The following is a 25,960-nucleotide window of genomic DNA, read 5'->3' as shown; positions in this document are numbered from 1 at the left end:
ACACCGATATGCGCACGGTAGTCGTCGATGGGCCCCGCAGCATCCGGGTCGACACCCGCCCCGACCCAACGCTGCCGGGCCCGGACGGAGCGATCGTCGAGGTGACCGCCGCCGGAATCTGCGGCTCGGATCTGCACTTCTACGAGGCCGACTTCCCGATGCCCGATCCCATCGCCCTCGGCCACGAAGCCATCGGCACGGTGGTGGACGCCGGGCCCCAGGTGCGCAACGTCAAGGTCGGCGATCAGGTCATGGTGTCGTCGGTCGCCGGCTGCGGCGCGTGCGCGGGGTGCGCCACCCGCGATCCGGTCATGTGCCACTCCGGCTTTCAGATCTTCGGCGGCGGAGTGCTCGGTGGCGCGCAGGCCGATCTGCTCGCGGTGCCCGCCGCCGATTTCCAGCTCCTGAAGGTGCCCGAGGGCATCAGCACCGAGCAGGCGCTGCTACTCACCGACAATCTCGCCACCGGCTGGGCCGCGGCACAGCGCGCCGACATTCCGTTCGGCGGGACCGTTGCGGTGATCGGCCTCGGAGCGGTCGGCCTGTGCTCGCTGCGCAGCGCGCTTTTTCAGGGCGCGGCAACGGTTTTCGCCGTCGATCAGGTCGACGGCCGGCTACAGCGCGCCGCGCGGTGGGGGGCGACACCCGTGAAGGCGCCGGCGCTCGAGGAGATCCTCGCCGCCACCGGCGGCCGCGGCGTCGACGCGGTGATCGACGCCGTCGCCACCGACGCATCCCTGACCGAGGCGCTCAACGCCGTCCGGGCGGGCGGAACCGTCTCGGTCGTCGGTGTGCACGACATGAATCCGTTTCCGCTCAACGCGCTGGGCTGCCTGATCCGCAGCATCACGTTGCGGATGACCACCGCGCCGGTGCAGCGAACGTGGCCGGAATTGATCCCGCTGCTGCAGTCCGGCCGCCTCGATGTCGACGGCATCTTCACCACGACAATGCCTTTGGACGACGCGGCCAAGGGCTATGCGACCGCGGAATCACGCTCCGGCGACGATGTGAAGATCCTGTTGCAGCCCTAGGCCTTCACCGGGTGGCCGTGATGTATTGGGACCGCATGAAACTGTCGATCTTGACGTCGACCTCCGGTGGGGTCATGCCGTAACCGGCCTGCAAATCGAGCGTGTTGCGGACGGGTTCGACGGCCCACCCGTGCGCGGTCAGCCACTCCGCGGGATCGGACTGCGGTTCGTACGTCAGGGCCGAAAAGTCAACGTTGCCCGACACGTTGACCCCCGGGTGATTCGCCTCCAAGGCGTGGAGCTGGTCGTGGTCCAGCCGCGACCCCAGCGCGCCGATCGCGATCCGGCTGCCGGGCGCGCTGAGCCCGCTGATCCGGGTGAACAGCGCGTGTTGCGCCTCGTCGGTCAGGTAGGGCAGCAACCCCTCCACCGACCAGGCGCTCGGGCTCTCGACGTCGAACCCGGCCGCCTCCAAGGGCCGCGACCAGTCGGTGCGCAGGTCGGCGGCGACCTCGATCCGGTTCGCCTTCGGCGCGGCAGCCTGCTCGTCGAGCACACGCGCCTTGAACTCGAGGACCTTCGGCAGGTCGACCTCAAAGACCCTTGTGCCGTCGGGCCATTCAAGGCGGAACGCCCGCGAATCCAGGCCGGCGGCGACGATCACCGCCTGGCGTATGCCCGCCTGGCAGGCGGCGACGAAGAAGTCGTCGAAGAAGCGGGTCTGCACGCCATACAGCCGCGGAAAGGCCGTCTCGTCCTCGGTGCTGCCCGGGTTCGCGAGGACCCCCGCCAGATACGGGTCCCGCGAGGCGGCGATGAAGACCTTCGCGTATTCGTCGCGCACCAGCGGCTGCGGGCTCACGGCGTGCAGCGCACGCCATCCCGCCACGAGCAGCGCGGTGTAGCCGACGCTGCTGACGATGTCCCAGTTGTCGTCGTCGGAGCGGAGCGATCCGAATTCAGGTGTCGTGCCCACGGGGGCCAACGTACCCTTCAGAGTTCGAGCAGCACCGTGACCGGGCCGTCGTTGACCAACGCGACCTGCATGTTCGCGCCGAACACCCCGGTCTGTACCTCGGCGCCCAGCCGCTCCAGCGTCGCGGCGAACTCCGCCACCAGCGGCTCGGCCACCGGCCCGGGGGCGGCCGCATTCCACGACGGGCGGCGGCCCTTGGCGGTGTCGGCGTATAGGGTGAACTGACTGATGACCAGGATGGGGGCTCTTGCGTCGGCCGCGGACCGCTCCTCGGCGAGAATCCTTAGGTTCCAGAGCTTTTCGGCGAGCCGGCGCGCCTTGTCGCGATCGTCGGTGTGGGTGACGCCGACGAATGCCAACAGCCCCTGGCCATCCGGTCGGATCGCTCCCACCACCGCGCCGTCGATCGACACCGTCGCCGACGAGACCCGTTGCACCAACACCCGCATGGGCCTCGATGGTGCCAGACCGGCCGGGGCGGGGGTGGGTACGCTCGACAGGGTGTCCGTGCTCGTCGCGTTTTCCGTCACCCCGATGGGGGTGGGCGAGGGTGTCGGCGAGATCGTCGCCGAGGCGGTTCGGGTGGTTCGCGAGTCCGGCCTGCCCAACAAGACCGACTCGATGTTCACGGTGATCGAGGGCGACACGTGGGAGCAGGTCATGGCGGTGGTGCAGCGCGCCGTCGAGGCCGTGGCGGCCCGGGCGCCGCGGGTGAGCACGGTGATCAAGGCCGATTGGCGCACCGGGGCCAACGACGCGATGACGCAGAAGGTCGCCTCCGTCGAGCGCTACCTCTCCGAGAGCTAGGCCCGCAGCGCGGCCCGAAACGCTTGCTCCGCCGCGTCGCCGTGCACGGCGAACACCACCTTGCGCAGCGAGACCGGCTGGTGCCGCCGGACGGCGTCGACCATCAGCCGGGCGGCCTGGTCGAGCGGGAAACCGCCGACACCGGTGCCGAAGGCCACCAGCCCCAGCGTGCGGCAGCCGAGCTCGTCGGCCTTGCGCAATGTCGAAGCCGTGGCGGCGCCGATGATCTCGGCCGAGGTTGGCCCACCGAGTTCCATGGTCGCCGCGTGGATGACGTAGCGCGCGGGCATGTCGCCGGCGGTGGTCTCGATCGCTTCGCCGAGCCCGATCGGCGCCTTCTCGGTCGATTCGCGCTGCACGTCGGGCCCGCCCGCGCGCGAGATGGCCGCGGCGACGCCGCCACCGTGCCGCAGCTGCGTGTTGGCGGCGTTGGCGATCGCGTCCACGTCGAGCTTGGTCACGTCGGCCGCAAGCACCTCTAACTCGATCATCGGCTCATTGTCCCGCAGGCCCATGCGTAGGCTCATGGCGGTGAGCGCACGTGCAGGCATCGTTGTCACCGGAACCGAGGTCCTCACCGGACGCGTCCAAGACGCCAACGGCCCCTGGATCGCCGATCGCCTCCTGGAGCTTGGTGTCGAGCTCGCGCACATCACGATCTGCGGCGACCGGCCCGCCGACATCGAAGCCCAGCTGCGGTTTCTCGCCGATCAAGGCGTGGACCTGATCGTCACCAGCGGCGGCCTGGGGCCCACGGCCGACGACATGACCGTCGAGGTGGTGGCGCGCTTCTGCGGGCGCGAGCTGGTGTTGGACGCCGAGGTCGAAGAGAAGATCGCGAACATCCTCAAGAAGCTGATGGGGCGCAATCCCGCTTTCCAATCCGCCTTGGACCCCGGCACTTTCGAGTCGCTGCGGGCCGCCAACCGCAAGCAGGCCATGATCCCGGCTGGGGCGCAGGTGCTCGACCCGGTCGGCACCGCGCCCGGCGTCGTGGTGCCAGGCAAGCCCGCGGTGATCGTGCTCCCCGGACCCCCGCGCGAGCTGCAGCCGATGTGGCACACGGCCCTCCAAACACCGGCGGCGCAGGACGCGATCGCCGGCCGGACCATTTATCGGCAGGAGATGCTGCGGATGTTCGGCCTGCCCGAGTCGGGGCTGGCCGAGACGCTGCGCGACGCCGAAAAGACCGTGCCCGGATTCGACCGGCTCGAGATCACCACCTGCCTGCGGCGCGGGGAGATCGAAATGGTCACCCGCTACGAGCCGGACTCCGCCGACGCGTACACGCAACTGACGAAGCTGCTGCGCGAGAGGCACGGGCATCAGCTGTACTCCGAAGACGGCTCGCGTGTCGACGATCTGGTCGCGCAGCTTCTCACCGGGCACCGGATCGCGACGGCGGAGTCGTGCACCGCGGGACTGCTGGCGGCGCGGCTGACCGATCGGCCCGGGTCGTCGGACTACGTGGCCGGCGGGGTGGTGTCCTATTCGAACGAGGCGAAAGCGGAGGTGCTCGGCGTCGACCCGGCGCTGATCGAGGCGCACGGCGCGGTGTCGGAGCCGGTGGCCGAGGCCATGGCCGCGGGCGCGCTGCAACGCTTCGGCGCCGACACCGCGGTCGCGATCACCGGCATCGCCGGACCGGGCGGGGGCACGGAAGACAAGCCGGTCGGGACGGTCTGCTTCAGCGTGAAGGCGGCGGGCGGCCGCACGGACACTCGCACCCTGCGCCTTCCGGGCAACCGGTCCGATATCCGGGAACGCTCGACGACGGTGGCCATGCACCTGCTGCGGCGCCTGCTGGCCGACCCCGGCTAGCTTTACGTCGCTTCCGTTGCGAGAAAAGAACTTTCCGTCGTGCCGAAGCGGATTCCCGTCGCGTCCTTTCCGATCAGCGTCAGGACCACCACCGCGGCCAGCACCGGCACGATCGTGGCCGCCAAGGCGAACGGGTAGCCGTGGGATTCGGCGAGACGTTCCTGAATCGGTAAGTTGAACGCCGCCAACAGGTTTCCGAGTTGGTAGGTCACACCGGGGTAGAGGCCGCGAATGGCGTCCGGCGACATCTCCGTGAGGTGGGCTGGAATCACGCCCCACGCGCCCTGCACGAAGAGCTGCATCAAGAACGAGCCCAGGCACAGCATGGCCGCGCCGCGTGAGTATGCGAACAGCGGCACGATCGGCAGCGCCAGAATTGCACAGAAGACGACCGTGTAGCGCCTACTCAGTCGTTGCGACAGCGTTCCGAAGACGAGCCCTCCGATGATGGCGCCGACGTTGTAGGCCACCACGATCCACCTGACCGTCGTGCTCGACAACCCGGCGCCTCGGTTGGCGTGCGCGCCGAGGAAGGTGGGGTAGACGTCCTGCGTGCCGTGGCTCATCCAGTTGAATGCCGTCATCAGCAACGCGAGGTAGATGAAGCGCCGGATGATCGCGCCGCTGCGCAGCACGTCGCGGATTCTGGTGCTGGTTAGCCTCATCCGGTCTTGGGCGGCCTCCCACACCTCGGATTCCTCCACCCGGTAGCGAATGATCAAGCTGATCAGTGCGGGAACGATGCTCAGGCCGAACAACCAGCGCCACGAGAGCTCGAGCCAATCCATGACCACCAGGGCGGCGACGCTGGCCAGCAGGTAGCCGAACGCGTAACCCTCCTGCAGCAGCCCGGAGAAGAACCCGCGTCGCTGGACCGGAACCTTCTCCATGGCCAGCGCGGCACCGAGCCCCCATTCCCCGCCCATGCCGATGCCGTACAGCAGGCGCAGGATCACCAGCACGGTGAAGTTGGGTGCGAAGGCGCACAGGAACCCGACCACGGAGTAGAACATGACGTCGACCATCAGGGGGAGCCGCCGGCCGACGCGGTCGGCCCACAGCCCGAACAGCAATGCGCCGACGGGACGCATGATCAGGGTGGCGGTGGTGACGAACGCGACCTCGGCCTTGCTGTGGTGGAACGTCTTTGCGATGTCGGCGTAGACGAGCACCACGATGAAGTAGTCGAAGGCGTCCATCGTCCAGCCCAACAGGGCGGCGATGAAGGAATTTCGCTGGTCGGCGGTCAACTTCTGTCGAGGGCTCTGTGTGGTCACGTCAGCATCGTGGCGTACCGAGGGCTTCGGCGCGACCTGTTTCGCCGCCCGTCGTGCGGGAGTAAGTTCCGGATGCATGCGGATCATCGACGCCGACGGCCATGTCGCCGAAAATTCGTCACTGGCAGTCGAAGCGATGCAGCGGTGGCCGGAGCACGTCAGACCCGGCAGGCATGGGCGGCTCGGGTTGACCCTCGAAGGACGCAACTACCCCGAGGACCGCGGCCCGGGCGCGGGCTGCCCGCCCGAACACGGGATCAGTAGCGCGGCCGATATCAACTGCCGGTCGGCCGAAGGCGTGCTGGGTGACGCCGACCGCGATCACATCGACACGATGGTGCTCTATCCCAGCCTTGGACTGTGCGCGCCGAGTCTCGAGGACCCCGAATTCGCGGCCGGATTCGCTCGACTCTACAACGAGTGGATCGCCGATTACTGCGCCGCTTCGGGTGGGCGGCTCCGCGGCGTCGCGGTGGCTCCGATAGAACATGGCCGGCTGGCGATCGATGTCATGACCGAAGCCAAAGACCTTGGGCTGGTGGCGACTCTGGTGCCGCCGGCGCTCAAGACACGCAACCTCGACCACCCCGACCTCGACCCGTTCTATGCCGCCGCCGTCGAACTCGGGATGCCGCTGGGGGTGCATGGGGCGCCCGGCATTCATCTGCCCAAGATCGGGGTAGACCGTTTCACGAATTACATTCAGGTGCACTGCATCAGCTTTCCGTTTGACCAGATGACGGCGATGACCGCGATGGTTTCCGGCGGCGTCTTCGAGCGCCATCCGGAGTTGCGGGTGGCCTTCCTCGAGGCGGGCGCGGGCTGGGTTCCGTTCTTCATCGATCGGCTGCACGAGCATTACGAGAAGCGTGGCGACTGGGTGGAGCGCGGCTGGCGTCGCGATCCGCACGAGTATCTCGCCGCCGGAAACATCTGGGTGACGTGTGAACCGGAGGAGCCGATCCTGCCCGGTGTGATCGACGTGCTGGGCGCCGATTTCATCATGTTCGCCAGCGACTATCCGCACTGGGACGGCGAGTGGCCGGAAAGCACCAAGCACCTGCGCACTCGCGCCGATATCAGCGAGGAGGCCCGCGAGAAGATCGGCGGGCGCAACGCGCAGCGCTTCTACAACCTGAACTAGCGGCGATCGCGAGCGCGGCGCAGCCGGGCGAAGCGGGTCGGCGCCATCGGATCTAGCGGCGATCGCGAGCGCGGCGCAGCCGGGCGAAGCGGGTCGGCGCCATCGGATCTAGCGACGATCGCGAGCGCGGCGCAGCCGGGCGAAGCGGGTCGGCGCCATCGGACCTAGCGGCGATCGCAAAATGTGTTATGCCGCGCCGGGGTTGTCGGCTTCTTCGTCGTCGTCGTGTTCGTGGTGGAGGAGTTTTTCGGGGTGGTGGTAGGTGTTGGTGCGGGGTTGGCCGCGCTCGAGGTGGGGTGGGGATTTCCATTCGGTCTCGCCGCGCGTGTTCTTGCGGGTGGTCCAGCCGCCGGGGTCGAGCATGCGGTGATGCGGGCCGCAGGCGAAGGTGAGGTCGTTGATGTCGGTGCTGTGGCAGGTGGCGTAGTCGGTGACGTGATGCACCTCGCAGTAGTAACCCGAGACGGTGCAGCCCGGTGCGGTGCAGCCGCGGTCCTTGGCGTACAACACGATTCGCTGTCCCGGGGAGGCCAGGCGTTTGGTGTGGTAGAGCGCCAGGGCCTTTCCTCTATCGAAGATGGCCAAGTAGTGATGCGCATGGCGGGCCAGGCGGATCACGTCGCTCATCGGCAGGATGGTGCCCCCGCCGGTCAGGGCTCGCCCGGCGGCGGCCTCCAGCTCTTGCAGGGTGGTGGTGACGATGATGGAGGCCGGTAACCCGTTGTGCTGCCCCAACTCCCCGGAGGCCAACAGCCCACGCAGCGCCGCCAGCAGGGCGTCGTGGCCGCGCTGAGCAGCCGAGCGGGTGTCACCGTCGATGGCGGCCTGGCTGGGCGTCCCCTCCACGCACGGAATGTCGTCGAGGGGGTTGCACATGCCCGGGGCACCGAGTTTGGCCTCCACGGCTTCGAAGGTGGCGCGTAGTTCGGGGGTGATCAGGCCCCGCAACTCCGACATGCCGTCGGGTCGTTGGCGCCCCAGGGTCACCCCGCGGCTACGGGCCCGGTCCTCATCGGTGAAGAGACCGTCGGGATTGAGGCAATCTTCGAGGACGTGCGCCAGGCCGTCGAGTTCGTCGGGCCGGTGATACGCGGCGTGACCGGCCAGGTCGGCTTCGACCCGCTCGCGGGTGACCGGGTCGATCCAGCCCGGCAGCCGGCGAAAGAATCGGCGGATCACCGCCACATGGGCAGCACCCAACTCACCGCGGCGTTGAGCGGCGGCGGTGGCCGCCAACACCGGGGGCAACGGTTCACCGGTCAGGCCGTGGCGCGGGCCCAGATCGGCGGCGTCTTTGATGCGCCGGCCGGCCTCGGTGTGGCTGATCCGCAGGCGGTCGGCGATCGCCTGGTCGAGTTTGGCGCCGAGCTCTTGGATGCTGGCCTGGCGTGCCAGGTGGTTGATCAACGCATGCTCAGGCACGGGCAATCGGCGGCGCACGGTTTCGCAGCGCTCCAACAGCGCCAGGCACTCCCGAGGAGCCAGCGCATCAAAACTGAGCCCCGCCACGCCCTCGATGGCGGCATCAAGCGCGTCGAAGGCCGCGCTGATCGCGTCCCGATCGATGATGCCGCCCGAACTCATACCGCAGACATTACGAAGCGCCACCGACACAAAACCCCGCATTGTGACCACTGAAACCACAGTGACACAAGGGATTTCAATATCCGTTTCCGATATCCGAAACCGCGCCCGCGTGTATGCGCGAGAGCCGACGGACGAAGCCGGTCACCCGGTCAGAACTCACCCGCGCCGATTTGCTTACCTTCCCGGCCGATCGGATGGCAGGATCTAGGCGCATGGGCCCATTTTTGGTGCGTGCCGCGCTGACCGGCTTTGCGTTGTGGATCGTCACCCTTTTCGTGCACGGCCTGAGTTTCGTGGGCGGCAGCACGAGGCTGGAACGGGTCGGCATCATCTTCGTCGTCGCCGTGATCTTCGGTCTGGTCAACGCATTCATCAAGCCGATAGTCCAGATCCTGTCGATCCCGCTCTACATCGTGACGCTCGGTCTGTTCCATGTCGTCATCAATGCGTTGATGCTCTGGATCACGGCGTGGATCACCGAGCACACCACGCACTGGGGGCTGCAGATCGACCACTTTTGGTGGACCGCCATCTGGGCGGCGATCGTCTTGTCGATCGTCAGTTGGTTGCTGTCCTTGATAATTCGCCGCACCGGCGCCTGAGATCAGCGGCCGCCGGCCAGGGCCACCACGTCGCGCGCGCAGCCCCAGGACAGGGTGACGCCGTTGCTGCTGTGACCGTAGTTGTGGATGCAACGCGCCCGCCCAAGCGGTTCGGCCTCCACGCGCACCGAGGGACGGTCGGGGCGCAGTCCGGTGATGACCTCGATCACCTCGGCGTCACCCAGTCGCGGCTCGATTCGTCGGCAGCGCTGCAGGATGCGTTCCGTCACGTCGGGTTCCGCGGTCGTGTCCCAGCGACCGGGGATGCTGATTCCACCGCACACCACCCGTTGTGGATGCGGGAAGAAACAGGTCCACTCTGGGCCGTCGTTCAATTCCAGAAACAGTTGCTGCAGACCGGGATTGGTCAGCACCACGTGCTGGCCGAAGAGCGGCCGCACGGTGTGGTCGTCGACGAGCGCGCCCGCGGCGAGACCAGTGCAGTTGACGACGATGTCAGCGGTGTCGGCGGCCTCGGCCAGGGATCGAACGGGGTGTTCTTCGATCTCGCAGCCGGCCGCCGCGAGCCGTCGGGTCAGATAGTCGAGGTAGCGCGGCATGTCGATCATCGGCACGGTGGCGCGAAATCCGGTGCCGAAACCCGGCGGAACGTCGGCCGGGTCGGCGGGCCGCAGGTCGGGGATCAGCGCGGCCGCCGATGACATCGCCTCGGTCGCGGTCAGCTCGCCGACGGCCAGCGCCGGCGCCAGCAACACACCCGAGTCGGGATCGCGGGCGAGATCACGGAACACCTCTAGAGAGTGCTCGGTCCAACGCAGCGTCGCGCCGGCGCGTTCCGCGGGCCGCGGGGGCGCCCACACGGCGCCCGCAACCGCCGAAGTCGTTCGCTTGGGCATCGTGTCCGCCCAGACCCGCACCGGCCAGCCCGCCTCGGCCAGGCAGATGGCCGACGTCAACCCGCTGACGCCAGCCCCTACCACGACGATCTGGTGCGTACTGGCCACGGCGCCGCGGGCCGATCAGGAATGCGCGGCTTGTGGGGCTACCGGAGTTGCGGGCGCGGCCGCCGGGGCTTGCGGGGCCGCCGGCGCTTGCGAGGCCGGCGCCGGTGCAGGTGCGGGCGCTTGCGGAGCGGGCGACGGTTGCGGGGGCCGCTGTGCGTTTCCGCCCAACAGACCGTTGAGGATGCCGAGCGTACCCTGCACGCCCGCGGGCGGCGTTTGTGACGGCGGAACGGCGTCCGGGGTCAGCTGCCAGGGTTGGCAGCCCGAAGTCTTGAAGGCTTTGTCACCCGGGTCGATCTGCACGACCTGCGCCTTCTTGGTCATGGCGTTGTCGATGAGCGCGCCGTCGGGGTTTCCGGTCCGTTTCCAGTAGCACGTGCCGTTGCCGACGGGGCCACCGGAGCTGTAGATGCCCGGGACGATGTCGGTCCCCACGGCGTAGATGCCGTCCTTGTCGATGCTGGTCTTCGGCCCCGGCGGGGCGGGTGCCGGCGAAGCCCCGGGCGACGCGGCCGGTGCTGGCGACGCGGCCGGTGCGGGTGCTGCCGAAGGCGCTGGTGCCGGCGACGCGGCCGGTGCGGGTGCTGCCGAAGGGGCTGGTGCCGGTGCCGGCGACGCGGCCGGTGCTGGCGAGGCCGCGGGGCCCGGGGCGGGCCCCCGTGTCTCGTCCGGATCGGCGCTGGCAACGACGGTCGACGTGGCCCACCCCGCGACAATCAAACCCGCGGCGGCCAGTCGCGCCGCAGTAGCTACTCCACCCATAGAAATCGAGGGTACCGGGGCCAAGTACCTAATTCATGTCGTTGTGAAATGAACCCGGCAGCAAAGAACGGCTAGACGAGACGCCGGACCCGGCCCGCGCGGGCGAGCGCATGCTGGTACGCCTCGAGGTTGTCACGGGAAATCTTCGCGTAAACCAGGCGTTCGAGGAGGAAGCGCAGCACGGGGTTGTAGGCGCGATACGTCTCGTGGAACGTCAGCACGGTGGTGCCGTCGGGCTGCTCCTCGAGCTGGTGATACCCCTCGGCGCGCGACCACAGCGGTGCGCCGACGGCCACGTAACGCGACAGCTTGTCGATCTCGGCTTCGGTCACGGTTTCCCAGGAACGCGCCCGGCCGCCGGTGAGCAGGTATTTGGGCACTTCGAAGACGCATGTGCGGACCAGGCCCTCACCGGCCTCGTTGCCCTCGTTGAGGATTTCCATGCTGCCGGTCGGCCACTCGAGCACCCGGGGGCGCGGGGCGTTCGGCGGGGCCGGTGGATGCAGCGCCCGCCAGACCTTCCGCGGCGGAGCGTCGATGTGGAATCGCACGGTGTAGGACTGCATCAGCCTTCTCCCCAGCCATCCCAGAACGTGATGGTCGCCGCCGGCGGGCGTGCGGCCGGCCGGAAGTCGGTGCCGATCGTGTACGCGACGGGGAACAGCGCGGCCTGCGTGACGGTGGGTGGGATGCCCAGCAGCTCGGCCACCTCGCGCTCCTTGAACAGGTGCATCGTCGTCCACACCGATCCCAGCCCGCGCGAGCGGAGCGCCAGCAGAAAGCTCCAGCCGGCCGGGATGATCGACGCCCACGCCGCGGCAGCGATGCCCGGTTCCGCGGTGTCGATGCGCTGGTTGAGGCAGGGGATGACGTGCACCGGGACTTGCCCGAGCGTTTCGGTCAAGCTCATCGCGCTCTGGTACACCCGCTGCGTCTGCGGATCCGTCGCGTTGTCGGCCGCGTACGCCAGGTACTGCGCGCCGATGCTGCGGTAGATCTCGGCGATGGCCGCGCGTTTGTCGGGGTCCGTGATCACCAGCCAGCGCCAATCCTGCGTGTTGCTCGCCGTGGGCGCCTGCATCGCCAGCTGGATGCACTCCAGGATCACGTCGCGGCCGACCGGCCGGGTGAGGTCGAGCCGTTTGCGCACCGACCGGGTGGTGCTCAGCAGTTCGTCGACGGTGGCGATGTCCATGGGATCCTTAGATGTGTCGGCGGGGGTGGTTAAAGGTGCGGCCCATCATCGCGACGTGAAGTTGAGGTGTCGAGCTGAGCAAACCAGACCCCGAGCTCGGCTGTCTAGGCCCTCGCCCGCCGATTGAGGATGTGTGCGGCCTCGGCGACCATGTCGGCGACGATGTCAGCGGCGGGACGGACGTCGCGAACGCGTCCCACGCCTTCGCCGGTCAGGATCGCCGCGGTATCGAAATCCTCTGCGGCAACGGCTTTTTCGTAGTCGGCGACCGCTTGGGGTAGCTGGGCCGTCAGCTCGGGTTCGCGACCGTGCCAGGTGGCGAGGAACGCGTTGCCCAGCGCCCGCGCGTCGTATCCGGCGGGCCAATCGAGGCGGCGCACAACGTCATAGACCCGGGTGCGCACGGTGTCGTCGCCACAGGCCGCGACGGCCCGCCGCTGCGCACGCGGTGACACCAATGCCTCCGGCGACGCCCACAACCTGCTACCCACGACCGCGCCGTCGGCGCCCAGCGCCAGCGCGGCCGCCAATCCGCGGCCGTCGACGACGCCGCCGGCGGCCGCCACCAGCGTGTCGGGTGAGCGTTCGGCCACGAAATCGACCACCTCGGGCACCAACGTGAACGTCGTCCGCCCGCTCATTCCATGTCCGCCGGCTTCGCTGCCCTGCGCGACGATGACCTCCGCCCCGGCGTCCACGGCCCGGCGCGCCTGGTCGAGGTTTTGCACCTGAGCGATGAGCGGGACGCCGGCCGCGTGGATGCGATCGGCGAACGGCCGTAAGTCGCCGAAAGACAACATGATCGCCGCGGGTTGGTGGGCGAGCGCGAGGTCGAGCGCCCGCGGGTTGCCCGCCAGGCTCCAGGTGATGAACCCGCATCCGATCCGGGCGCTGTTGGCGTTGTCGAATTCGCGCTGCAGCCATTCGGGATCGCCGTAGCCCCCGCCGAGCAGGCCCAGGCCGCCCGCCCCGGTCACCGCCGCAGCGAGCCGACCCCCGGAGACCAGGGCCATCGGCGCGAGCAGGACGGGCTGCTCGATACCGAAGAATTCCGTCAGGCGGGTCCGCAACGGCACGATGTCGCTCACTTCAGCTCACCGGTGAGGAACTGTGCGCGGCCGTGGCCGAAAGACCAGTTCTCATCGTTGTTTTCGGTGACCGAGACGATCAAGTCCGCCGGGTCGAGTCCGCACCGGCCGGCGAGGCGGGACGCCAGCAGTTCGTAGAACTTCTGCTTGAGTTCGCGCGGACGTCGCCTGCTGACCACGTGCAGGATGACCTGCCGCGCCGAGCGGTCGATGCCGAGACCGGTGTCCAGCGCTATGACCTCGTGGGCCGGATGAGTGCGGACCACCTGATAGCGATCACGCTCGGGAACACCGAACGCTTCGACCACGGTCTCGTGGATCGCGTCCAGCAGCGCCCGAACCTCCGACGGCGAGCGGCCCTCGATCAGGTCGATGTACAACAGCGGCATGTGTCCTCCATCGCCGGAGTGGATCGTGGATCTCGACGTCTACTCCAACAGACGGTAGGCCCGCGGAAATCCCTCGTGAGATGCGTGCTGCGACACATCGCTCATGAACTCGCGTCTTCGAAGCGGTCACTACGCCGTGCCTCGCTTTGTCGAGGCGGGGAATAGCGCGCGGGAACTGCTAAGGTCGCTCAGGCGAGCCGCGCCAGACCGGAGCGCACCAGATCCAGGCTTGCGGCCACGTCTGCGCCGAGGTCGCCCGCACAACCCTTGCGGCCCCAATTCTCCACTGCCGCAACCAAGGCCGCGGCCAGCGCAGAACCCGCGACCTCGGCCGCCAGGTCGATGTCCGCCGTATCCGGATTGCGCTTCCTGACGAAGTCGGCGAGCACGCCGGCGAACGAGGACTGCACCACTCGCAGGTGGCCCGCGATCCGCTCGGCGCTGATCAGCTCCGCGCGCGCCGTCGCCGCCTGGCGAACCACCTCGAGGTCGTGCGGGAACGCCGAAACACTCGCCAGCACCGCATCGAACAACGACTCCGACGACGGGCGTTGCGCGAGCGCCTCGGCCAGCCATTCCAGCTGCGTCTCGTAATCCTGGAACAGGACGGCTTCCTTGGTGGGGAAGTGCCGGAAGAAGGTGCGCTCGGTGACGCCGGCCTCGCGCGCCAACTCGGTGACGGTGACATTCGCAAAGCCCTTGCGCGCGAAGCTCTTCAACGCCGCGCGACGTAGGGCCTCATGCGTCGATCGTCGTCGTTGTTCATGACGGTTGCCCGGGGCGGTCATCTCAGGGGAGATGGTATCCCAGCCGAAGTGGTCACTACTGACATCTTCCAATTATGTCAGTACTGACATATTCTGCACGGGGTACCCGACGGAGGCGAGAACCATGAGCACAAATCATTACGACGCGATCGTGGTGGGGGCGGGACACAACGGGCTGACCGCGGCGGCGATCCTGCAACGCGCGGGACTGCGCACCGTGTGCCTGGAGGCCAATACCTATGCGGGCGGCATGGCCGCGACGGTCGAATTGATCGACGGCTTCCGATACGAGATCGCCGGGTCGGTGCAGTTCCCGATGGCAAGCCAGCTCACCAAAGACCTCGGCCTCGACACGCTGCCGGCGGTGGAGCCCGAGGTGATGTCGACAAACATCGGCGACCATGGCGAAGAGCCGATGATCTTCTATCGCGACCCGATGCGACTGATGACGCATCTGGGCGAGAAACACGGAGTCGAGGCCGTTACGGGCATGGCCGAACTGATCGGCTGGAGCCAGGCACCGGCGAGGGCGCTCGGCCGCTTCGACGTCCGCCAACGGCCGAAGACCCTGGACGAAATGTATGCCTGCGCGACCAACGACGCCGAACGCCGTGCCATTCACGACATGCTCTTCGGCTCGGCGATGGACGTGATCGACCGCTATCTGCCCGACCGGGAAAAGCACGCGGTCATGCGCGGGATGCTGGCGTTCCTGGCCGTCAACTCGACCTACCGCGGTCCGTATACACCCGGCAGCGCAACATGTTTGGCGTTCGCGCTGGCGGTGCCCGACGGCAGCACCGCGATGATGACCAAGCTCAAGGGCGGCATCGGCGCCCTCACCGAGCACCTGCGCGAGCTCTTCGTCTCCCACGGCGGCGAGATCCGCTTCCGCACCAAGGCCGAGCAGATCCTCGTCGACCGGCAGAAGGTGTCCGGCGTGCGGCTTCGCGACGGGTCGACGATCTCGGCGCCGATCGTGGTGTCCAACCTGTCACCCGATGTCACCCTCACCGACCTCATCGCACCAGAACACGTTCCCGCGGAGCTCGTCTCGCGGGTATCCGGCCGCGACCACCGCGCCTCGTTCGTGCAGATCCATTTCGCCCTGGACGGGCTGCCCGAATTCGCCCCGCCGTACGAGTTTCTCAACGACGACGGCATGCAACAGTCCATCGGCATCTTCGGGTCGCCCGAATCCCAACAGCTGCACTGGGAGAACTGCCGGCGGGGCATCGTCCCGGACAATCCGTCGATGGGCATGCAGATCCCGTCGGTCCACGACCCCGCCATGGCGCCGCCGGGCAAGCACGCGGCGAGCGCGTTCGCCTACGCGTTTCCGGTCGAATCCGAGCGCGGTCAGCACGGGCGCCTCAAAAATGAGATGGCGCAACGGGTTATCGACAAGATCACCAGGTTGGCACCGAACTTCAAGGACATCGTGATACGCCACATCACGTTCGCGCCTTACCACATGAACACCATGTTCGGTGCGCCCGACGGCGACTTCTGCCACGGGCTTTTGCACCCAGACCTGATGGGGCCCAACCGACCCGGACCGCGCGGCTTCCTCGATCTACCCATTCCGATCGACGGTCTCTACCTCGCCGGCGCCGGCTGCCATGGCGGACCGGGCATCACCTTCACCCCCGGGTACAACGCCGCCTACCAGGTGCTCGACGACGCGTCCTGAGGCGAGCCGATCAGCCGCCGAACGCCCCGACGAGCTGCGCCTGTGCGGTCGCGGCGCCGGCGATCGTCTGCGCGGCCTGCACGCCCGCCAGGCCGCCGGGCAGCTGGTAGTCATTGGGAAGCTGATAGAGGGTGAACCGGTAACGATGCGTGCCTGTTCCGTTCGGGGGACAGGGACCCTGATACGCCGACTGGCCGGCCGTGTTCGGCAGAGTGGTTGCGCCGGCGGGGGTTTGGCCCTCGGCCGTGCTGCCGGGTCCGGGGGCGATTCCGATCACCACCCAGTGGACGTACAACCCGGCCGGGGCGTCGGGGTCGTCGACGACGAGGGCCGCGCCCAGCGGCGCCGACCACACCAACGGCGGTGCGACGTCGGCGCCCTTGCAGGTGTACTGCACCGGAATCGGCGCACCGTCGGCGAAGGCCGGGCTGCTGATCGCCAATGGGCCTCCGGCGGGCGCCTTGGGCGCCGTCTTGCCCAGCGTCGTGACCTTCGGCGCCGGAGATGACGTCGGGTGGCTATCCCCAGTTCCGCCGCAGCCGGTCAGCGGCCCCAGCAGCACCGCTGCTGCGATGAGCGCTGCGGTTCGGCGAAACACGTGCGACGAGTCCATGAAAACAGTCTGACCCGCGCGGGCGCGCCGCGGAAGCACCCGTTTCGGGCGAGGGCCGCGGCTACTTGGCGCGCTTCTCGACTTCCAGCACCCGCTTGCGCAATCCCTCGGTGGCCGTGTCCATGAGGGCTTTGGCACCCCTCTTGACCAGGAATCCGGGAACGGGCGCCACCAGGTCGACGGTGAGGTCGAAGCGGACCCGGGTCGAGTCCCCCTCGGGAGTCAACGTGTACCGGCCCTCCTGAGCGCGTTGCTGTTTGGAGCTGATCAGGGTCCAGCCGACGCCATCGTCGTGAACGGTGTAGGCGAGCTCCTGTTCGTCGCTGACGCCGACGAGTTTGACCACCTGTCTGGACCTGGTCGGGTGGTTTTGGTCGTCCCGCTCGAGCACCTCGACCTTTTTGTGCGCCGACGACCACTCGGTCAACGACTCGAGGTCGAACAGCACATCCAGGATTTCGTCGGGCGTCGCTTCGATGACGACTTCGCGGGAATCGGTGATAGCCATCTCGGGGAGATAGCCGGTGCGACGTGGCTCGAAACCCTAGGGGCTCACGTGAGCGACAGCCCGCGTGAGCCGGGGGAGGACCACGTCGCGCCAGCCGGGTCCCATGCGTTCGAAGGCCTGCGCCATACGGCCGTCGTCGAGGTCAAAGCCGCTGTGCTCCAAGAACACTCGCGTGCCGGCGCCTTCGGCTTCCAGCCGCCAGGTCAGCGTCCAGGCGGCGGTGAACGTGTAGACGAAGCGGTGCGGCGCGTCGACCTCGAGCACCGTGCAGGGCTGCTGGCCATAGCCCGGCATGTCGAGCGTGAACGTGTGTCCCATCACCGCGGCCACCTGACCCTCGGCCCACCAGAGTTTCATCAGTGCGGGTTCGGTGAGCAACCGCCACACCTTCTCCGGTGGCGCCGCGACGAATTGATCCACCCGGATCGTCGCGAACCGTGACGTTGCGGTCATTCCAGCTCCTCTGCCACCTCGGCGAGCCGGGCAAGCCGGGCACGCCAGAACTTCTCGAACGGATGAAGCCACTCACCCAGCTCCGCCAGGGGCTCCGCGGTCAGGTGATAGATCCGATGGCGCCCCCGCGGCTCGTCGGCCACCAGCTTCGCGTCACGCAACACCTTGAGATGCTCGGCGACCGCGGGCCGGCTGAGTTCGAACCGCTCGCTGAGTTCCCCGGCCGACAATGGTTGCCGGAACAGGATCTCCAGCAGTTCACGCCGCACCGGGTTGGCCAAGGCGAGAAAGACGCGATCGACGCCGGTCACGATCGACAACATATGTCGGACAATCCCGACATGTCAACTATTTCCGACACATTGTCCCGGCGTACCGCGGGCGCAGCCCACGCGTGGCCGCTACGTTGCTGGTGTGCATTTCGGCTGGGAAACGCTGGCCAGCGGCGTGCACCGCTGCCGGCTCCCGTTCTGCGACGTCACGATCGGCCTGGTGCGCGGCCGCACCGGAACGCTGCTCGTCGACTCGGGTACCACGCTGGCCGAGGCCGCCGCCATCGACGCCGACGTCCGACGGCTTGCCAGGCGGCCGGTGAGCCATATCGTGTTGACGCACAAGCACTTCGACCACGTCCTGGGCTCATCGTTCTTCGGCCGCGCGAAGATCTACTGCGCGCCCGAGGTCGTCGGGCACCTCAGCTCGGCGACCGACCAGATCCGCGCCGAGGCGCTGCGGTACGGCGCCGACGCCACCGAGGTGGACGCGGCGATCGCCGCGTTGCGCCCTCCGCGCCGCGGGGTCTACGACGCCAGCGTCGATCTGGGGGACCGGACGGTGACGATCACGCACCTCGGGCGCGGCCACACCGCCTCCGACCTGGTGGTGATCGCGCCCGCGACCAACGCCGGCGACAGGATGGTGGTGTTCACAGGTGACCTGGTCGAGGAGTCCGCCGACCCGGCGATCGACGCCGATTCCGACCTGGCGGCCTGGCCGGCTACCCTCGGGCGACTGCTCGCTGTCGGCGGACCCGACGCCATCTACGTCCCGGGCCACGGCAAGGTCGTCGACGCCGCATTCGTGGCCCGTCAGCGGGACTGGCTTGCCCGGCGCGGAGGCGTCCCGTGATCGGTGGACCATCGAAATGCGCTGCGCCCCAGTGGTTTTGCGACCGTTTCAGCCGAGTCTTTCGACTCCTGATTGAACCGCCCTTCGCGGGGATAGACTCACGTTCAGTGGAGTCGTGCCGGAGAGGGGCGTAAGACATGGCGATCATCGACAAGGACACACAAGTCCGGCCATCGTTCGACGACGAGGTCGCTGCCACGCAGCAATACTTCGACGATCCGCGCTTTTCCCGGATCACCCGCCTGTACACCGCCCGCCAGGTAGCCGAGCAGCGCGGCACCATCCCGACCGACTACACCGTGGCACGAAACGCGGCGGCGGCCTTCTACGAGCGGTTGCGCGAGCTGTTCGCCCAGAAGAAGAGCATCACGACGTTCGGCCCGTACTCACCCGGCCAGGCGGTCGCGATGAAGCGGATGGGCATCGAGGGGATCTATCTGGGCGGCTGGGCCACCTCGGCCAAGGGGTCCACCACCGAAGATCCCGGACCCGACCTCGCCAGCTACCCGCTGAGCCAGGTGCCCGACGACGCCGCGGTGCTGGTGCGCGCCCTGCTGACCGCCGACCGCAACCAGCAATACCAGCGCCTGCAGATGAGCGAAAAGCAGCGCGCCGCGGCCCCCGTCTACGACTACCGGCCGTTCATCATCGCCGACGCGGACACCGGCCACGGCGGTGACCCGCACGTGCGCAACCTGATCCGCCGGTTCGTCGAGGTCGGCGTGCCCGGCTACCACATCGAGGACCAGCGCCCCGGCACCAAGAAGTGCGGCCATCAGGGCGGCAAGGTGTTGGTGCCGTCCGACGAACAGATCAAACGGCTCAACACCGCGCGCTTCCAGCTCGACATCATGAAGGTGCCGGGCATCATCGTCGCGCGCACCGACGCCGAGGCCGCCAACCTGCTGGACAGCCGGGCCGACGAGCGTGACCAGCCGTTCCTGCTCGGTGCCACCAACCTCAAGATCCCGTCCTACAAGTCGTGCTTCCTGGCGTTGGTGCGTCGCTTCTACGAGCTGGGCGTCAAAGACCTCAACGGCCACCTGCTGTACGCGCTGCCTGAAGGGGAGTACGCCGAGGCCACAGCTTGGCTTGAGCGCCAAGGGATCCAGGGCCTGGTCTCCGACGCCGTCAACGCCTGGCGGGAGGACGGTCAACAGTCGATCGACGACCTGTTCGACCAAGTCGAGTCGCGGTTCGTGGCGGCCTGGGAGGACGACGCCGGCCTGATGACCTACGGCGAGGCCGTCGCCGATGTGCTCGCGTTCGCCGCCAGCGAGGGCGAACCGGCCGATATGAGCGCCGAGGAGTGGCGAGAGTTCGCCGCGACCGCCTCGCTCTACTCGGCCAGGGCCAAGGCGAAGGAGCTGGGCGTCGACCCCGGTTGGGACTGCGAACTCTCGAAGACGCCCGAGGGCTACTACCAGATCCGCGGCGGCATCCCGTACGCCATCGCCAAATCGCTGGCGGCCGCGCCGTTCGCCGACCTCTTGTGGATGGAGACCAAGACCGCCGACCTGGACGACGCCCGGCAGTTCGCCGACGCCATCCACGCCAAGTTCCCCGACCAGATGCTGGCCTACAACCTGTCCCCGTCGTTCAACTGGGACACCACCGGCATGACCGACGAGCAGATGAAGCAGTTCCCCGAGGAACTGGGCAAGATGGGTTTCGTCTTCAACTTCATCACCTACGGCGGACACCAGATCGACGGCGTCGCCGCCGAGGAGTTCGCCACCTCGCTGCAACAGGACGGCATGTTGGCGCTGGCCCGCCTGCAGCGCAAGATGCGCCTGGTCGAATCTCCTTACCGCACACCGCAAACCCTCGTCGGGGGACCGCGCAGCGACGCCGCGCTCACGGCCTCCTCGGGCCGCACCGCCACCACCAAGTCGATGGGCGAAGGCTCGACCCAGCACCAGCACCTGGTGCAGACCGAGGTGCCGAAGAAGCTACTCGAGGAGTGGCTGGCGATGTGGAGCGAGAACTACGACCTCGGCGAGAAACTGCGGGTGCAACTGCGGCCCCGCCGGGCCGGCTCGGACGTGCTCGAACTCGGCATCTACGGCAACGACGACGAGCAGCTGGCCAACGTGGTCGTCGACCCGATCAAGGACCGGCACGGCCGCAGCATCCTTCAGGTGCGCGACCAGAACACCTTCGCGGAGAAGCTCCGGCAGAAGCGGCTGATGACCTTGATCCACCTCTGGCTGGTGCACCGCTTCAAGGCCGACGGGGTGATCTATGTGACGCCGACCGAGGACAACCTCTATCAGACATCGAAGATGAAATCCCACGGCATCTTCAGCGAGGTCTACCAGGAGGTCGGCGAGATCATCGTCGCCGAGGTGAATCAGCCCCGCATCGCCGAACTGCTCAAGCCCGACCGCGTGGCGCTGCGCAAGCTGATCACCAAGGAGGGGTAGCCGCGGTTTCGGCTGCGGCCCTGGTCACGGGCTTGCGCTGCCGCCAACGCCCGATCGGAAGACGGTCTACTTAGTGAATATAAGGAATTTTCTAATTTACGAGTCAGACATTTCGCCCACGGGAAGGCCCGCACCCGGATACGATTTGTTTCGCCGATGGTCCATAGGCCCGAGATGGGCCATCGGCTTTTAAAGGCCTCGATGGTCATGTTCCCGCGTTTGCCAGATTCCCTTGTGCCGCTGCGGCTACGCCCACGGGATCGCGCACGCTCCACTTTCCCGGCGGCGCCCCACCCGCGTGACGGCCACCCTTTCCCGTCGCAATCTCGGCGCCGGAAGTAGTTTGCGCGCCGACGCCCCTGGGTAAGAAACAGTGGGCGCCGCGGTGTGGCGCAAGTGGAGATTGGGGGATCTGATGGGATCTGGACCGAGGACAACGGTCGCCCTTTTCGGCGGCGCGGCCATGCTCGTACTGGCGGTCGGCTGCGGCGGCGGTCATAAAGAGGGCCCGAGCAGCACCACCACCCCGACGACCACGCCCTCGTCGAGCGTCGCGCCCTCCACTGCGCCCGGTGAGGGCGGTGGCGGTCCCGGTGGCGGCGGCGGCAACGTGCCCGGCGGCCCGACCGGGGGCGGTGGCCCTGGTGGCGGCGGCGGCAGCGTCCCCGGCGGCCCGACCGGCGGCGGCGGTCCCGGTGGCGGCGGCGGCAGCGTCCCCGGCGGCCCGACCGGCGGCGGCGGTCCCGGTGGCGGCGGCGGCAGCATCCCCGGCGTCGGCGGTGGTGGCGGCGGGCCGGGCGGTGGCGGCGGGTGCGTCGGCAACGTCTGCGGCGGCTACCCGTGATCAGCCACTGGCGTTGAGCCCGTTCTAGTTCGAAGTCCCAGACTTGTTTCGCTAGCCGGTGGGGCCATGGTTACCTGGCCCCACCGGCTGATAACTCTCGGGTTTTTTCTGGCTTCCCGCAGCGCCCGTTGAGCTATGGTTCGGGGGACTCGACTGCAAAGGGATCCCATGGGCAAGCTCAGGTTTGGATACTTCATCGCCCCCTTTCATCGCGCGGGCACCAATCCGACGCTGGCCCTGCAGCGTGATCTCTCGTTCATCGAGCATCTCGACGCCCTTGGCTTTGACGAAGTCTGGTTGGGCGAGCACCATTCCGCCGGAAGCGAAATCATCAGCTCCCCGGAGATTTTCATCGCCGCCGCCGCCGAACGTGCGAAGCGAATCCGGTTCGGCACCGGGGTGATTTCCCTCTCGTATCACAATCCGCTGTGGGTCGCGGATCGGCTGATGCTGCTGGACCATCTCACCCACGGCCGCATCATCGGCGGTGTCGGGCCGGGCTCGCTGCCCAGCGACTCGTCGATGATCGGACTCACCCCCACCGACACGCGCGAGTTGCTGGAAACGAACCTCGACATCGTCGTGCGGCTGCTGGCGGGGGAGACGGTCAGCGCCAAAACGGCAACCCATCAGCTGTTCGACGCCAGGTTGCAGCTCGCCCCGTACTCCGATGGCGGGATCCCGCTGTCGGTCGCCGCGGTCGCGTCGCCGACGGGGGCGCGGCTGGCCGGCAAGCACGGCATCGGGCTGCTTTCCATCGGGGCGACGCTGACCGTCGAGGGCTTTAACGCGCTGTCGTACCACTGGGACATCGTCGAGGAGCGCGCGGCGACCTTCGGCGCGCAGGTCGATCGCCGCAACTGGAGCCTGGTCGGCCTGTTCCATCTCGCCGAGACAGAAAAGCAGGCCCGCGAAGAGGTCAAGTTCGGCATCGAGCCGTGGTTCCGGTACTTCCAGAAGGTGGCCGCGTTCCCGCAGATGACGATGCCGGGAGAACAGCTCGACGAGATGATCGACGTCATCAACGACAACGGCGCGGGCGTGATCGGCACGCCCGAGCGGGCGCGCGAGCAGGTGCAAAGGCTGTGGGATCAGTCCGGCGGGTTCGGTTGCATGCTGCAGATGGGTCACGAGTGGGCGAATCCGGCCGCCACCAGGCGATCCGCCGAATTGTTCGCCGCCGAAGTGATGCCGCACTTTCAGGGCCAGGCTCAGCCGACGCTGGACGCGGCGGCGCGCGCCGGGCAGGCGCGGGAGAGCCTGGCGCAGTCGCAGCTCGATGCGGTCGCGCACATGACCAAGAAGTATCAGGACGAGGTCGAGTCCAAGTAACGGCTTACCGACCCAACCGCCCGCGAGTGTGCTTCGCGGACCGCATATTTCGCGCTGACTAACGCCCGGCGTTCGACTCGCGTTCGGCGGCCTTGACCAAGCGGCCGGAGAAGAACCGCACCGCCCCGCCCATCGCGGCGCGCATCACCGGGCCGGTTCCGCGAACGCCCTCGGTGAATGAGCCGGTCCAGCGGATGTCCGTGCCGCCGGCCGCATTCGGCGTGAAGACCACCTCGCCGGCGTAGTCCTTGGCCGGGGTAGGCGGCCCCACCAGCTTGTAGGCGTGGCGGCGGTCCGGTTCGTACGCGACGGTCTCCTCCTGCACGAAGACGGGCCACATGCCCACCTTGCGGATCGCCCCGACCCCGCCCGGTGCGGGATCGCCCTCGCGGGCCCAACTCGAGCGCAACACGATCGGCTTGGCCCACTGCGACCAGTTGGCGCCATCAGCGACGAGCCGAAACAGCGTCTCGGCGGGTGCGCTGCTGGTACGGGTGATTTCGAAGGAGAACTTCCGGCCCGACATGACAACTCCTGGTGATAGCAAACCCTACGGCCTTCGATGGCCCTGGACGCCGCTCGCCGGTAGGCTACCGCCCGCCCGACCAGGACCCGGCCACGGGGCCACCTACACCTCACGGAATGAGCGAATGCGGCCGCCGCTCTTGGCGTTTCCCGATTCGTCGGCGTGAGGCCCGCCTGATTGGCTTGCCTAGACTGGCGGCATGGATCACGGTTCCCGGCGCGACGCCGGTGTCCCCGGGCTGCTCCGAATCGAGGACTGCCTGGACGGCGACGGGGGTATCGCGCTGCCACCCGGCGTCAACCTGATATCCCTGATCGACCGCAACATCGCCAACGTCGGTGACGCCGTCGCCTATCGCTACCTCGATTACAGCGGCCCGGGGGATGGCAAGGCCGACGAGGTGACCTGGACCCAGTTCGGTGTCCGGCTGGAAGCCATCGGCGCGCGCATCCAGCAAGTCGCGAGCCGCGGCGAGCGCGTCGCGGTCCTCGCGCCGCAGGGCATCGACTACGTCGCCGGGTTCTACGCGGCGGTCAAGGCCGGAGCCATCGCGGTCCCGCTGTTCGCCCCGGAATTGCCCGGGCACGCCGAGCGCCTGGATACCGCGTTGCGCGACTCGGAGCCCACGGCCCTGCTCACGACCACCGCCGCGCACGGCGCGGTCGCGAAATTCCTGGCCGACCACCCCCACCTGGGCCGGGCGGAAGTGATCGCCATCGACCAGATCCCCGATGCGGCCGGCGAGTCGTTCGAGGCGACCGAGCTCGGCATGGACGACGTGTCGCACCTGCAGTACACGTCGGGATCCACCCGGCCGCCGGTCGGCGTGGAGATCACCCACCGCGCCGTCGGCACCAACCTGGTGCAGATGATCCTGTCGATCGACCTCTTGGACCGAAACACCCACGGCGTCAGCTGGTTACCGCTCTACCACGACATGGGTTTGTCGATGATCGGCTTTCCCGCCGTCTACGGCGGCCATTCCACGCTGATGTCTCCGGCCGCGTTCGTGCGCCGGCCATTGCGGTGGATCCAGGCGCTGTCCGACGGCTCGCGGCAGGGCAACGTCGTCACCGCCGCGCCGAACTTCGCCTACGAGTGGGCGGCGCAGCGCGGCCTGCCCACCGGCGGCGAGGGCATCGATCTGCGCAACGTGGTGATGATCATCGGCTCCGAACCGGTCAGCATCGACGCGATCAGGACCTTCAACAAGGCGTTCGCGCCATACGGGTTGCCCCGCACCGCGTTCAAACCGTCCTACGGCATCGCCGAGGGGACGCTGCTCGTCGCGACCATTGCCCCAACGGCGGAAGCGACGGCGGTGTACTTCGACCGCGAACAACTGGGCGCCGGGCACGCGGTCCGCGTTCCCGCGGACGCTCCCAACGCCGTCGCTCAGGTGTCCTGTGGCCAGGTGGCACGCAGCGAATGGGCCGTGATCGTCGACCCCGGCAACGCAGCCGAATTGCCCGACGGTCAGGTGGGCGAAATCTGGTTGCAGGGCAACAACACTGGTCGCGGGTACTGGGGCCTGCCCGAGGCGACTCGGCTGGCGTTCGGCGCCGAACTGCGATCGCGACGGACCGACGGCAGCCATGCCGACGGCGCCGATCTCCAACACCCGTGGTTGCGCACCGGCGATCTGGGCGTGTACCTCGGCGGCGAGCTGTACGTGACGGGGCGGATGGCGGACCTCATCACGATCGAGGGCCGCAACCACTATCCGCACGACATCGAGGCCACCGTCGCCGAGGCGTCCCCGATGATTCGGCGCGGCTACGTGACGGCGTTTTCCGTACCGGCCGAAAACAACCCGGGCACCGACCGGCTCGTCGTCGTCGCCGAACGTGCCGCCGGCACCAGCCGTCAGGACCCACAGCCGGCGATCGAGGCGATCCACGAAGCGGTCTCGCGGCGACACGGCCTGGCGGTCTCGGACGTGCGCCTGCTGCCGGGCGGCGCCATCCCGCGGACCACCAGCGGCAAGCTGGCCCGTCGGGCATGCCGCGCCGAATACCTCGGCGGCGGCCTCGGCGCCCACTGACCGGGGCGCCCAAACCGGCCTCGCGTACGGACCAGGCTG

At 68.1% G+C, this 25,960-nt stretch carries 27 protein-coding genes and 1 pseudogene; 11 read left to right on the top strand and 17 right to left on the bottom strand.

Annotation, left to right across the window (positions count from 1 at the left end):
- Nucleotides 1-8 precede the first annotated feature (8 nt).
- On the top strand, nucleotides 9-1,034 hold the full coding sequence (locus W7U_RS08200; protein ID WP_008256830.1) for an alcohol dehydrogenase catalytic domain-containing protein: 1,026 nt from the start codon (nucleotides 9-11) through the stop codon (nucleotides 1,032-1,034).
- Between the two features lie 4 nt (nucleotides 1,035-1,038).
- On the opposite strand, the gene W7U_RS08195 is transcribed toward W7U_RS08200, so the two are convergent.
- Nucleotides 1,039-1,950 (bottom strand): class I SAM-dependent methyltransferase, encoded by a 912-nt coding sequence (locus W7U_RS08195; protein ID WP_008256829.1) that lies wholly within the window; start codon nucleotides 1,948-1,950, stop codon nucleotides 1,039-1,041.
- Nucleotides 1,951-1,967: 17 nt separating this feature from the next.
- Nucleotides 1,968-2,399, bottom strand: a complete 432-nt coding sequence (dtd, locus tag W7U_RS08190) for a D-aminoacyl-tRNA deacylase (protein WP_008256828.1) — start codon at nucleotides 2,397-2,399, stop codon at nucleotides 1,968-1,970.
- Between the two features lie 52 nt (nucleotides 2,400-2,451).
- On the opposite strand from dtd, the gene W7U_RS08185 reads away from it, so the two are divergent.
- A complete protein-coding gene (locus W7U_RS08185; RefSeq protein WP_008256827.1) occupies nucleotides 2,452-2,757 on the top strand; it encodes an MTH1187 family thiamine-binding protein in 306 nt (101 codons plus the stop codon).
- On the opposite strand, the gene W7U_RS08180 is transcribed toward W7U_RS08185, so the two are convergent.
- A complete protein-coding gene (locus W7U_RS08180) occupies nucleotides 2,754-3,248 on the bottom strand; it encodes a macro domain-containing protein (RefSeq protein WP_179945119.1) in 495 nt (164 codons plus the stop codon). The two genes, W7U_RS08185 and W7U_RS08180, sit on opposite strands and share 4 nt — an antisense overlap.
- A gap of 34 nt (nucleotides 3,249-3,282) precedes the next feature.
- On the opposite strand from W7U_RS08180, the gene W7U_RS08175 reads away from it, so the two are divergent.
- Entirely contained in the window at nucleotides 3,283-4,578 is a 1,296-nt protein-coding gene (locus W7U_RS08175; RefSeq protein WP_020822568.1) for a competence/damage-inducible protein A, read from the top strand.
- A 2-nt stretch (nucleotides 4,579-4,580) separates the two neighbouring features.
- Here W7U_RS08175 and W7U_RS08170 read toward each other — a convergent pair whose 3' ends face one another.
- Nucleotides 4,581-5,933: an MFS transporter gene (locus tag W7U_RS08170; RefSeq protein WP_231504870.1), complete on the bottom strand. Its 1,353-nt coding sequence runs from the start codon at nucleotides 5,931-5,933 to the stop codon at nucleotides 4,581-4,583.
- On the opposite strand from W7U_RS08170, the gene W7U_RS08165 reads away from it, so the two are divergent.
- Nucleotides 5,932-6,999, top strand: a complete 1,068-nt coding sequence (locus tag W7U_RS08165) for an amidohydrolase family protein (protein WP_008256820.1) — start codon at nucleotides 5,932-5,934, stop codon at nucleotides 6,997-6,999. The genes W7U_RS08170 and W7U_RS08165 overlap by 2 nt on opposite strands.
- 186 nt (nucleotides 7,000-7,185) lie before the next feature.
- Here the strand turns inward: W7U_RS08165 and W7U_RS08160 are convergent, their stop codons facing one another.
- Nucleotides 7,186-8,583 (bottom strand): HNH endonuclease signature motif containing protein, encoded by a 1,398-nt coding sequence (locus tag W7U_RS08160; protein ID WP_008256815.1) that lies wholly within the window; start codon nucleotides 8,581-8,583, stop codon nucleotides 7,186-7,188.
- 215 nt (nucleotides 8,584-8,798) lie between these two features.
- On the opposite strand from W7U_RS08160, the gene W7U_RS08155 reads away from it, so the two are divergent.
- Complete coding sequence (locus W7U_RS08155) at nucleotides 8,799-9,188, top strand: phage holin family protein (protein ID WP_008256813.1); 390 nt, start codon at nucleotides 8,799-8,801, stop codon at nucleotides 9,186-9,188.
- 2 nt (nucleotides 9,189-9,190) lie between these two features.
- Here W7U_RS08155 and W7U_RS08150 read toward each other — a convergent pair whose 3' ends face one another.
- The 7 genes and pseudogenes from W7U_RS08150 to W7U_RS08120 all read right to left on the bottom strand — a co-directional run bounded on the left by W7U_RS08150 (nucleotide 9,191) and on the right by W7U_RS08120 (nucleotide 14,375).
- On the bottom strand, nucleotides 9,191-10,153 hold the full coding sequence (locus tag W7U_RS08150) for an FAD-dependent oxidoreductase (protein ID WP_036428881.1): 963 nt from the start codon (nucleotides 10,151-10,153) through the stop codon (nucleotides 9,191-9,193).
- A gap of 15 nt (nucleotides 10,154-10,168) precedes the next feature.
- Nucleotides 10,169-10,654 (bottom strand): annotated as a pseudogene (locus W7U_RS26610) (hypothetical protein); the annotation flags it as partial.
- Nucleotides 10,655-10,986: 332 nt separating this feature from the next.
- A complete protein-coding gene (locus W7U_RS08140; protein WP_008256809.1) occupies nucleotides 10,987-11,481 on the bottom strand; it encodes an SRPBCC family protein in 495 nt (164 codons plus the stop codon).
- Complete coding sequence (locus W7U_RS08135; RefSeq protein ID WP_008256807.1) at nucleotides 11,481-12,110, bottom strand: nitroreductase family protein; 630 nt, start codon at nucleotides 12,108-12,110, stop codon at nucleotides 11,481-11,483. Before W7U_RS08135 ends, W7U_RS08140 begins: the two co-directional genes overlap by 1 nt.
- Nucleotides 12,111-12,214: 104 nt before the next feature.
- Complete coding sequence (locus W7U_RS08130) at nucleotides 12,215-13,186, bottom strand: nitronate monooxygenase (protein ID WP_197538616.1); 972 nt, start codon at nucleotides 13,184-13,186, stop codon at nucleotides 12,215-12,217.
- 8 nt (nucleotides 13,187-13,194) lie between these two features.
- Entirely contained in the window at nucleotides 13,195-13,587 is a 393-nt protein-coding gene (locus W7U_RS08125) for a tautomerase family protein (protein ID WP_008256803.1), read from the bottom strand.
- A gap of 188 nt (nucleotides 13,588-13,775) precedes the next feature.
- On the bottom strand, nucleotides 13,776-14,375 hold the full coding sequence (locus W7U_RS08120) for a TetR/AcrR family transcriptional regulator (protein WP_008256801.1): 600 nt from the start codon (nucleotides 14,373-14,375) through the stop codon (nucleotides 13,776-13,778).
- 103 nt (nucleotides 14,376-14,478) lie between these two features.
- On the opposite strand from W7U_RS08120, the gene W7U_RS08115 reads away from it, so the two are divergent.
- On the top strand, nucleotides 14,479-16,047 hold the full coding sequence (locus W7U_RS08115) for an NAD(P)/FAD-dependent oxidoreductase (RefSeq protein WP_008256798.1): 1,569 nt from the start codon (nucleotides 14,479-14,481) through the stop codon (nucleotides 16,045-16,047).
- Nucleotides 16,048-16,057: 10 nt separating this feature from the next.
- On the opposite strand, the gene W7U_RS08110 is transcribed toward W7U_RS08115, so the two are convergent.
- From W7U_RS08110 to W7U_RS08095, 4 genes are all read right to left on the bottom strand, one after another.
- Nucleotides 16,058-16,660 (bottom strand): YbhB/YbcL family Raf kinase inhibitor-like protein, encoded by a 603-nt coding sequence (locus W7U_RS08110; protein WP_008256795.1) that lies wholly within the window; start codon nucleotides 16,658-16,660, stop codon nucleotides 16,058-16,060.
- 61 nt (nucleotides 16,661-16,721) lie between these two features.
- The gene (locus tag W7U_RS08105) at nucleotides 16,722-17,168 is read right to left on the bottom strand and encodes an SRPBCC family protein (RefSeq protein ID WP_008256794.1); all 447 of its coding nucleotides are present in this window, start codon (nucleotides 17,166-17,168) and stop codon (nucleotides 16,722-16,724) included.
- Nucleotides 17,169-17,204: 36 nt separating this feature from the next.
- The gene (locus tag W7U_RS08100; protein WP_008256792.1) at nucleotides 17,205-17,621 is read right to left on the bottom strand and encodes an SRPBCC domain-containing protein; all 417 of its coding nucleotides are present in this window, start codon (nucleotides 17,619-17,621) and stop codon (nucleotides 17,205-17,207) included.
- Entirely contained in the window at nucleotides 17,618-17,944 is a 327-nt protein-coding gene (locus W7U_RS08095; RefSeq protein ID WP_008256790.1) for a metalloregulator ArsR/SmtB family transcription factor, read from the bottom strand. Before W7U_RS08095 ends, W7U_RS08100 begins: the two co-directional genes overlap by 4 nt.
- A gap of 91 nt (nucleotides 17,945-18,035) precedes the next feature.
- On the opposite strand from W7U_RS08095, the gene W7U_RS08090 reads away from it, so the two are divergent.
- From W7U_RS08090 to W7U_RS08075, 4 genes are all read left to right on the top strand, one after another.
- Complete coding sequence (locus W7U_RS08090) at nucleotides 18,036-18,749, top strand: MBL fold metallo-hydrolase (protein ID WP_008256788.1); 714 nt, start codon at nucleotides 18,036-18,038, stop codon at nucleotides 18,747-18,749.
- A gap of 137 nt (nucleotides 18,750-18,886) precedes the next feature.
- The gene (aceA, locus tag W7U_RS08085) at nucleotides 18,887-21,175 is read left to right on the top strand and encodes an isocitrate lyase ICL2 (RefSeq protein ID WP_008256786.1); all 2,289 of its coding nucleotides are present in this window, start codon (nucleotides 18,887-18,889) and stop codon (nucleotides 21,173-21,175) included.
- Between the two features lie 415 nt (nucleotides 21,176-21,590).
- Nucleotides 21,591-22,019 carry a hypothetical protein gene (locus W7U_RS26425; protein ID WP_008256776.1) on the top strand — a complete coding sequence of 143 codons (429 nt, stop codon included), beginning with the start codon at nucleotides 21,591-21,593 and terminating at the stop codon, nucleotides 22,017-22,019.
- A 168-nt stretch (nucleotides 22,020-22,187) separates the two neighbouring features.
- Nucleotides 22,188-23,351, top strand: a complete 1,164-nt coding sequence (locus W7U_RS08075) for an LLM class flavin-dependent oxidoreductase (protein WP_008256770.1) — start codon at nucleotides 22,188-22,190, stop codon at nucleotides 23,349-23,351.
- 58 nt (nucleotides 23,352-23,409) lie between these two features.
- On the opposite strand, the gene W7U_RS08070 is transcribed toward W7U_RS08075, so the two are convergent.
- Entirely contained in the window at nucleotides 23,410-23,877 is a 468-nt protein-coding gene (locus W7U_RS08070) for an SRPBCC family protein (protein WP_008256767.1), read from the bottom strand.
- A 199-nt stretch (nucleotides 23,878-24,076) separates the two neighbouring features.
- Here W7U_RS08070 and W7U_RS08065 point away from each other — a divergent pair, with 199 nt between their 5' ends.
- Complete coding sequence (locus W7U_RS08065; RefSeq protein WP_008256765.1) at nucleotides 24,077-25,921, top strand: fatty acyl-AMP ligase; 1,845 nt, start codon at nucleotides 24,077-24,079, stop codon at nucleotides 25,919-25,921.
- The last annotated feature ends 39 nt before the right edge of the window (nucleotides 25,922-25,960 follow it).

It is taken from the genome of Mycobacterium sp. H4Y (assembly GCF_000364405.1).
Lineage (GTDB): Bacteria > Actinomycetota > Actinomycetes > Mycobacteriales > Mycobacteriaceae > Mycobacterium > Mycobacterium intracellulare.
This window is presented reverse-complemented; position numbering and strand designations above follow the sequence as displayed.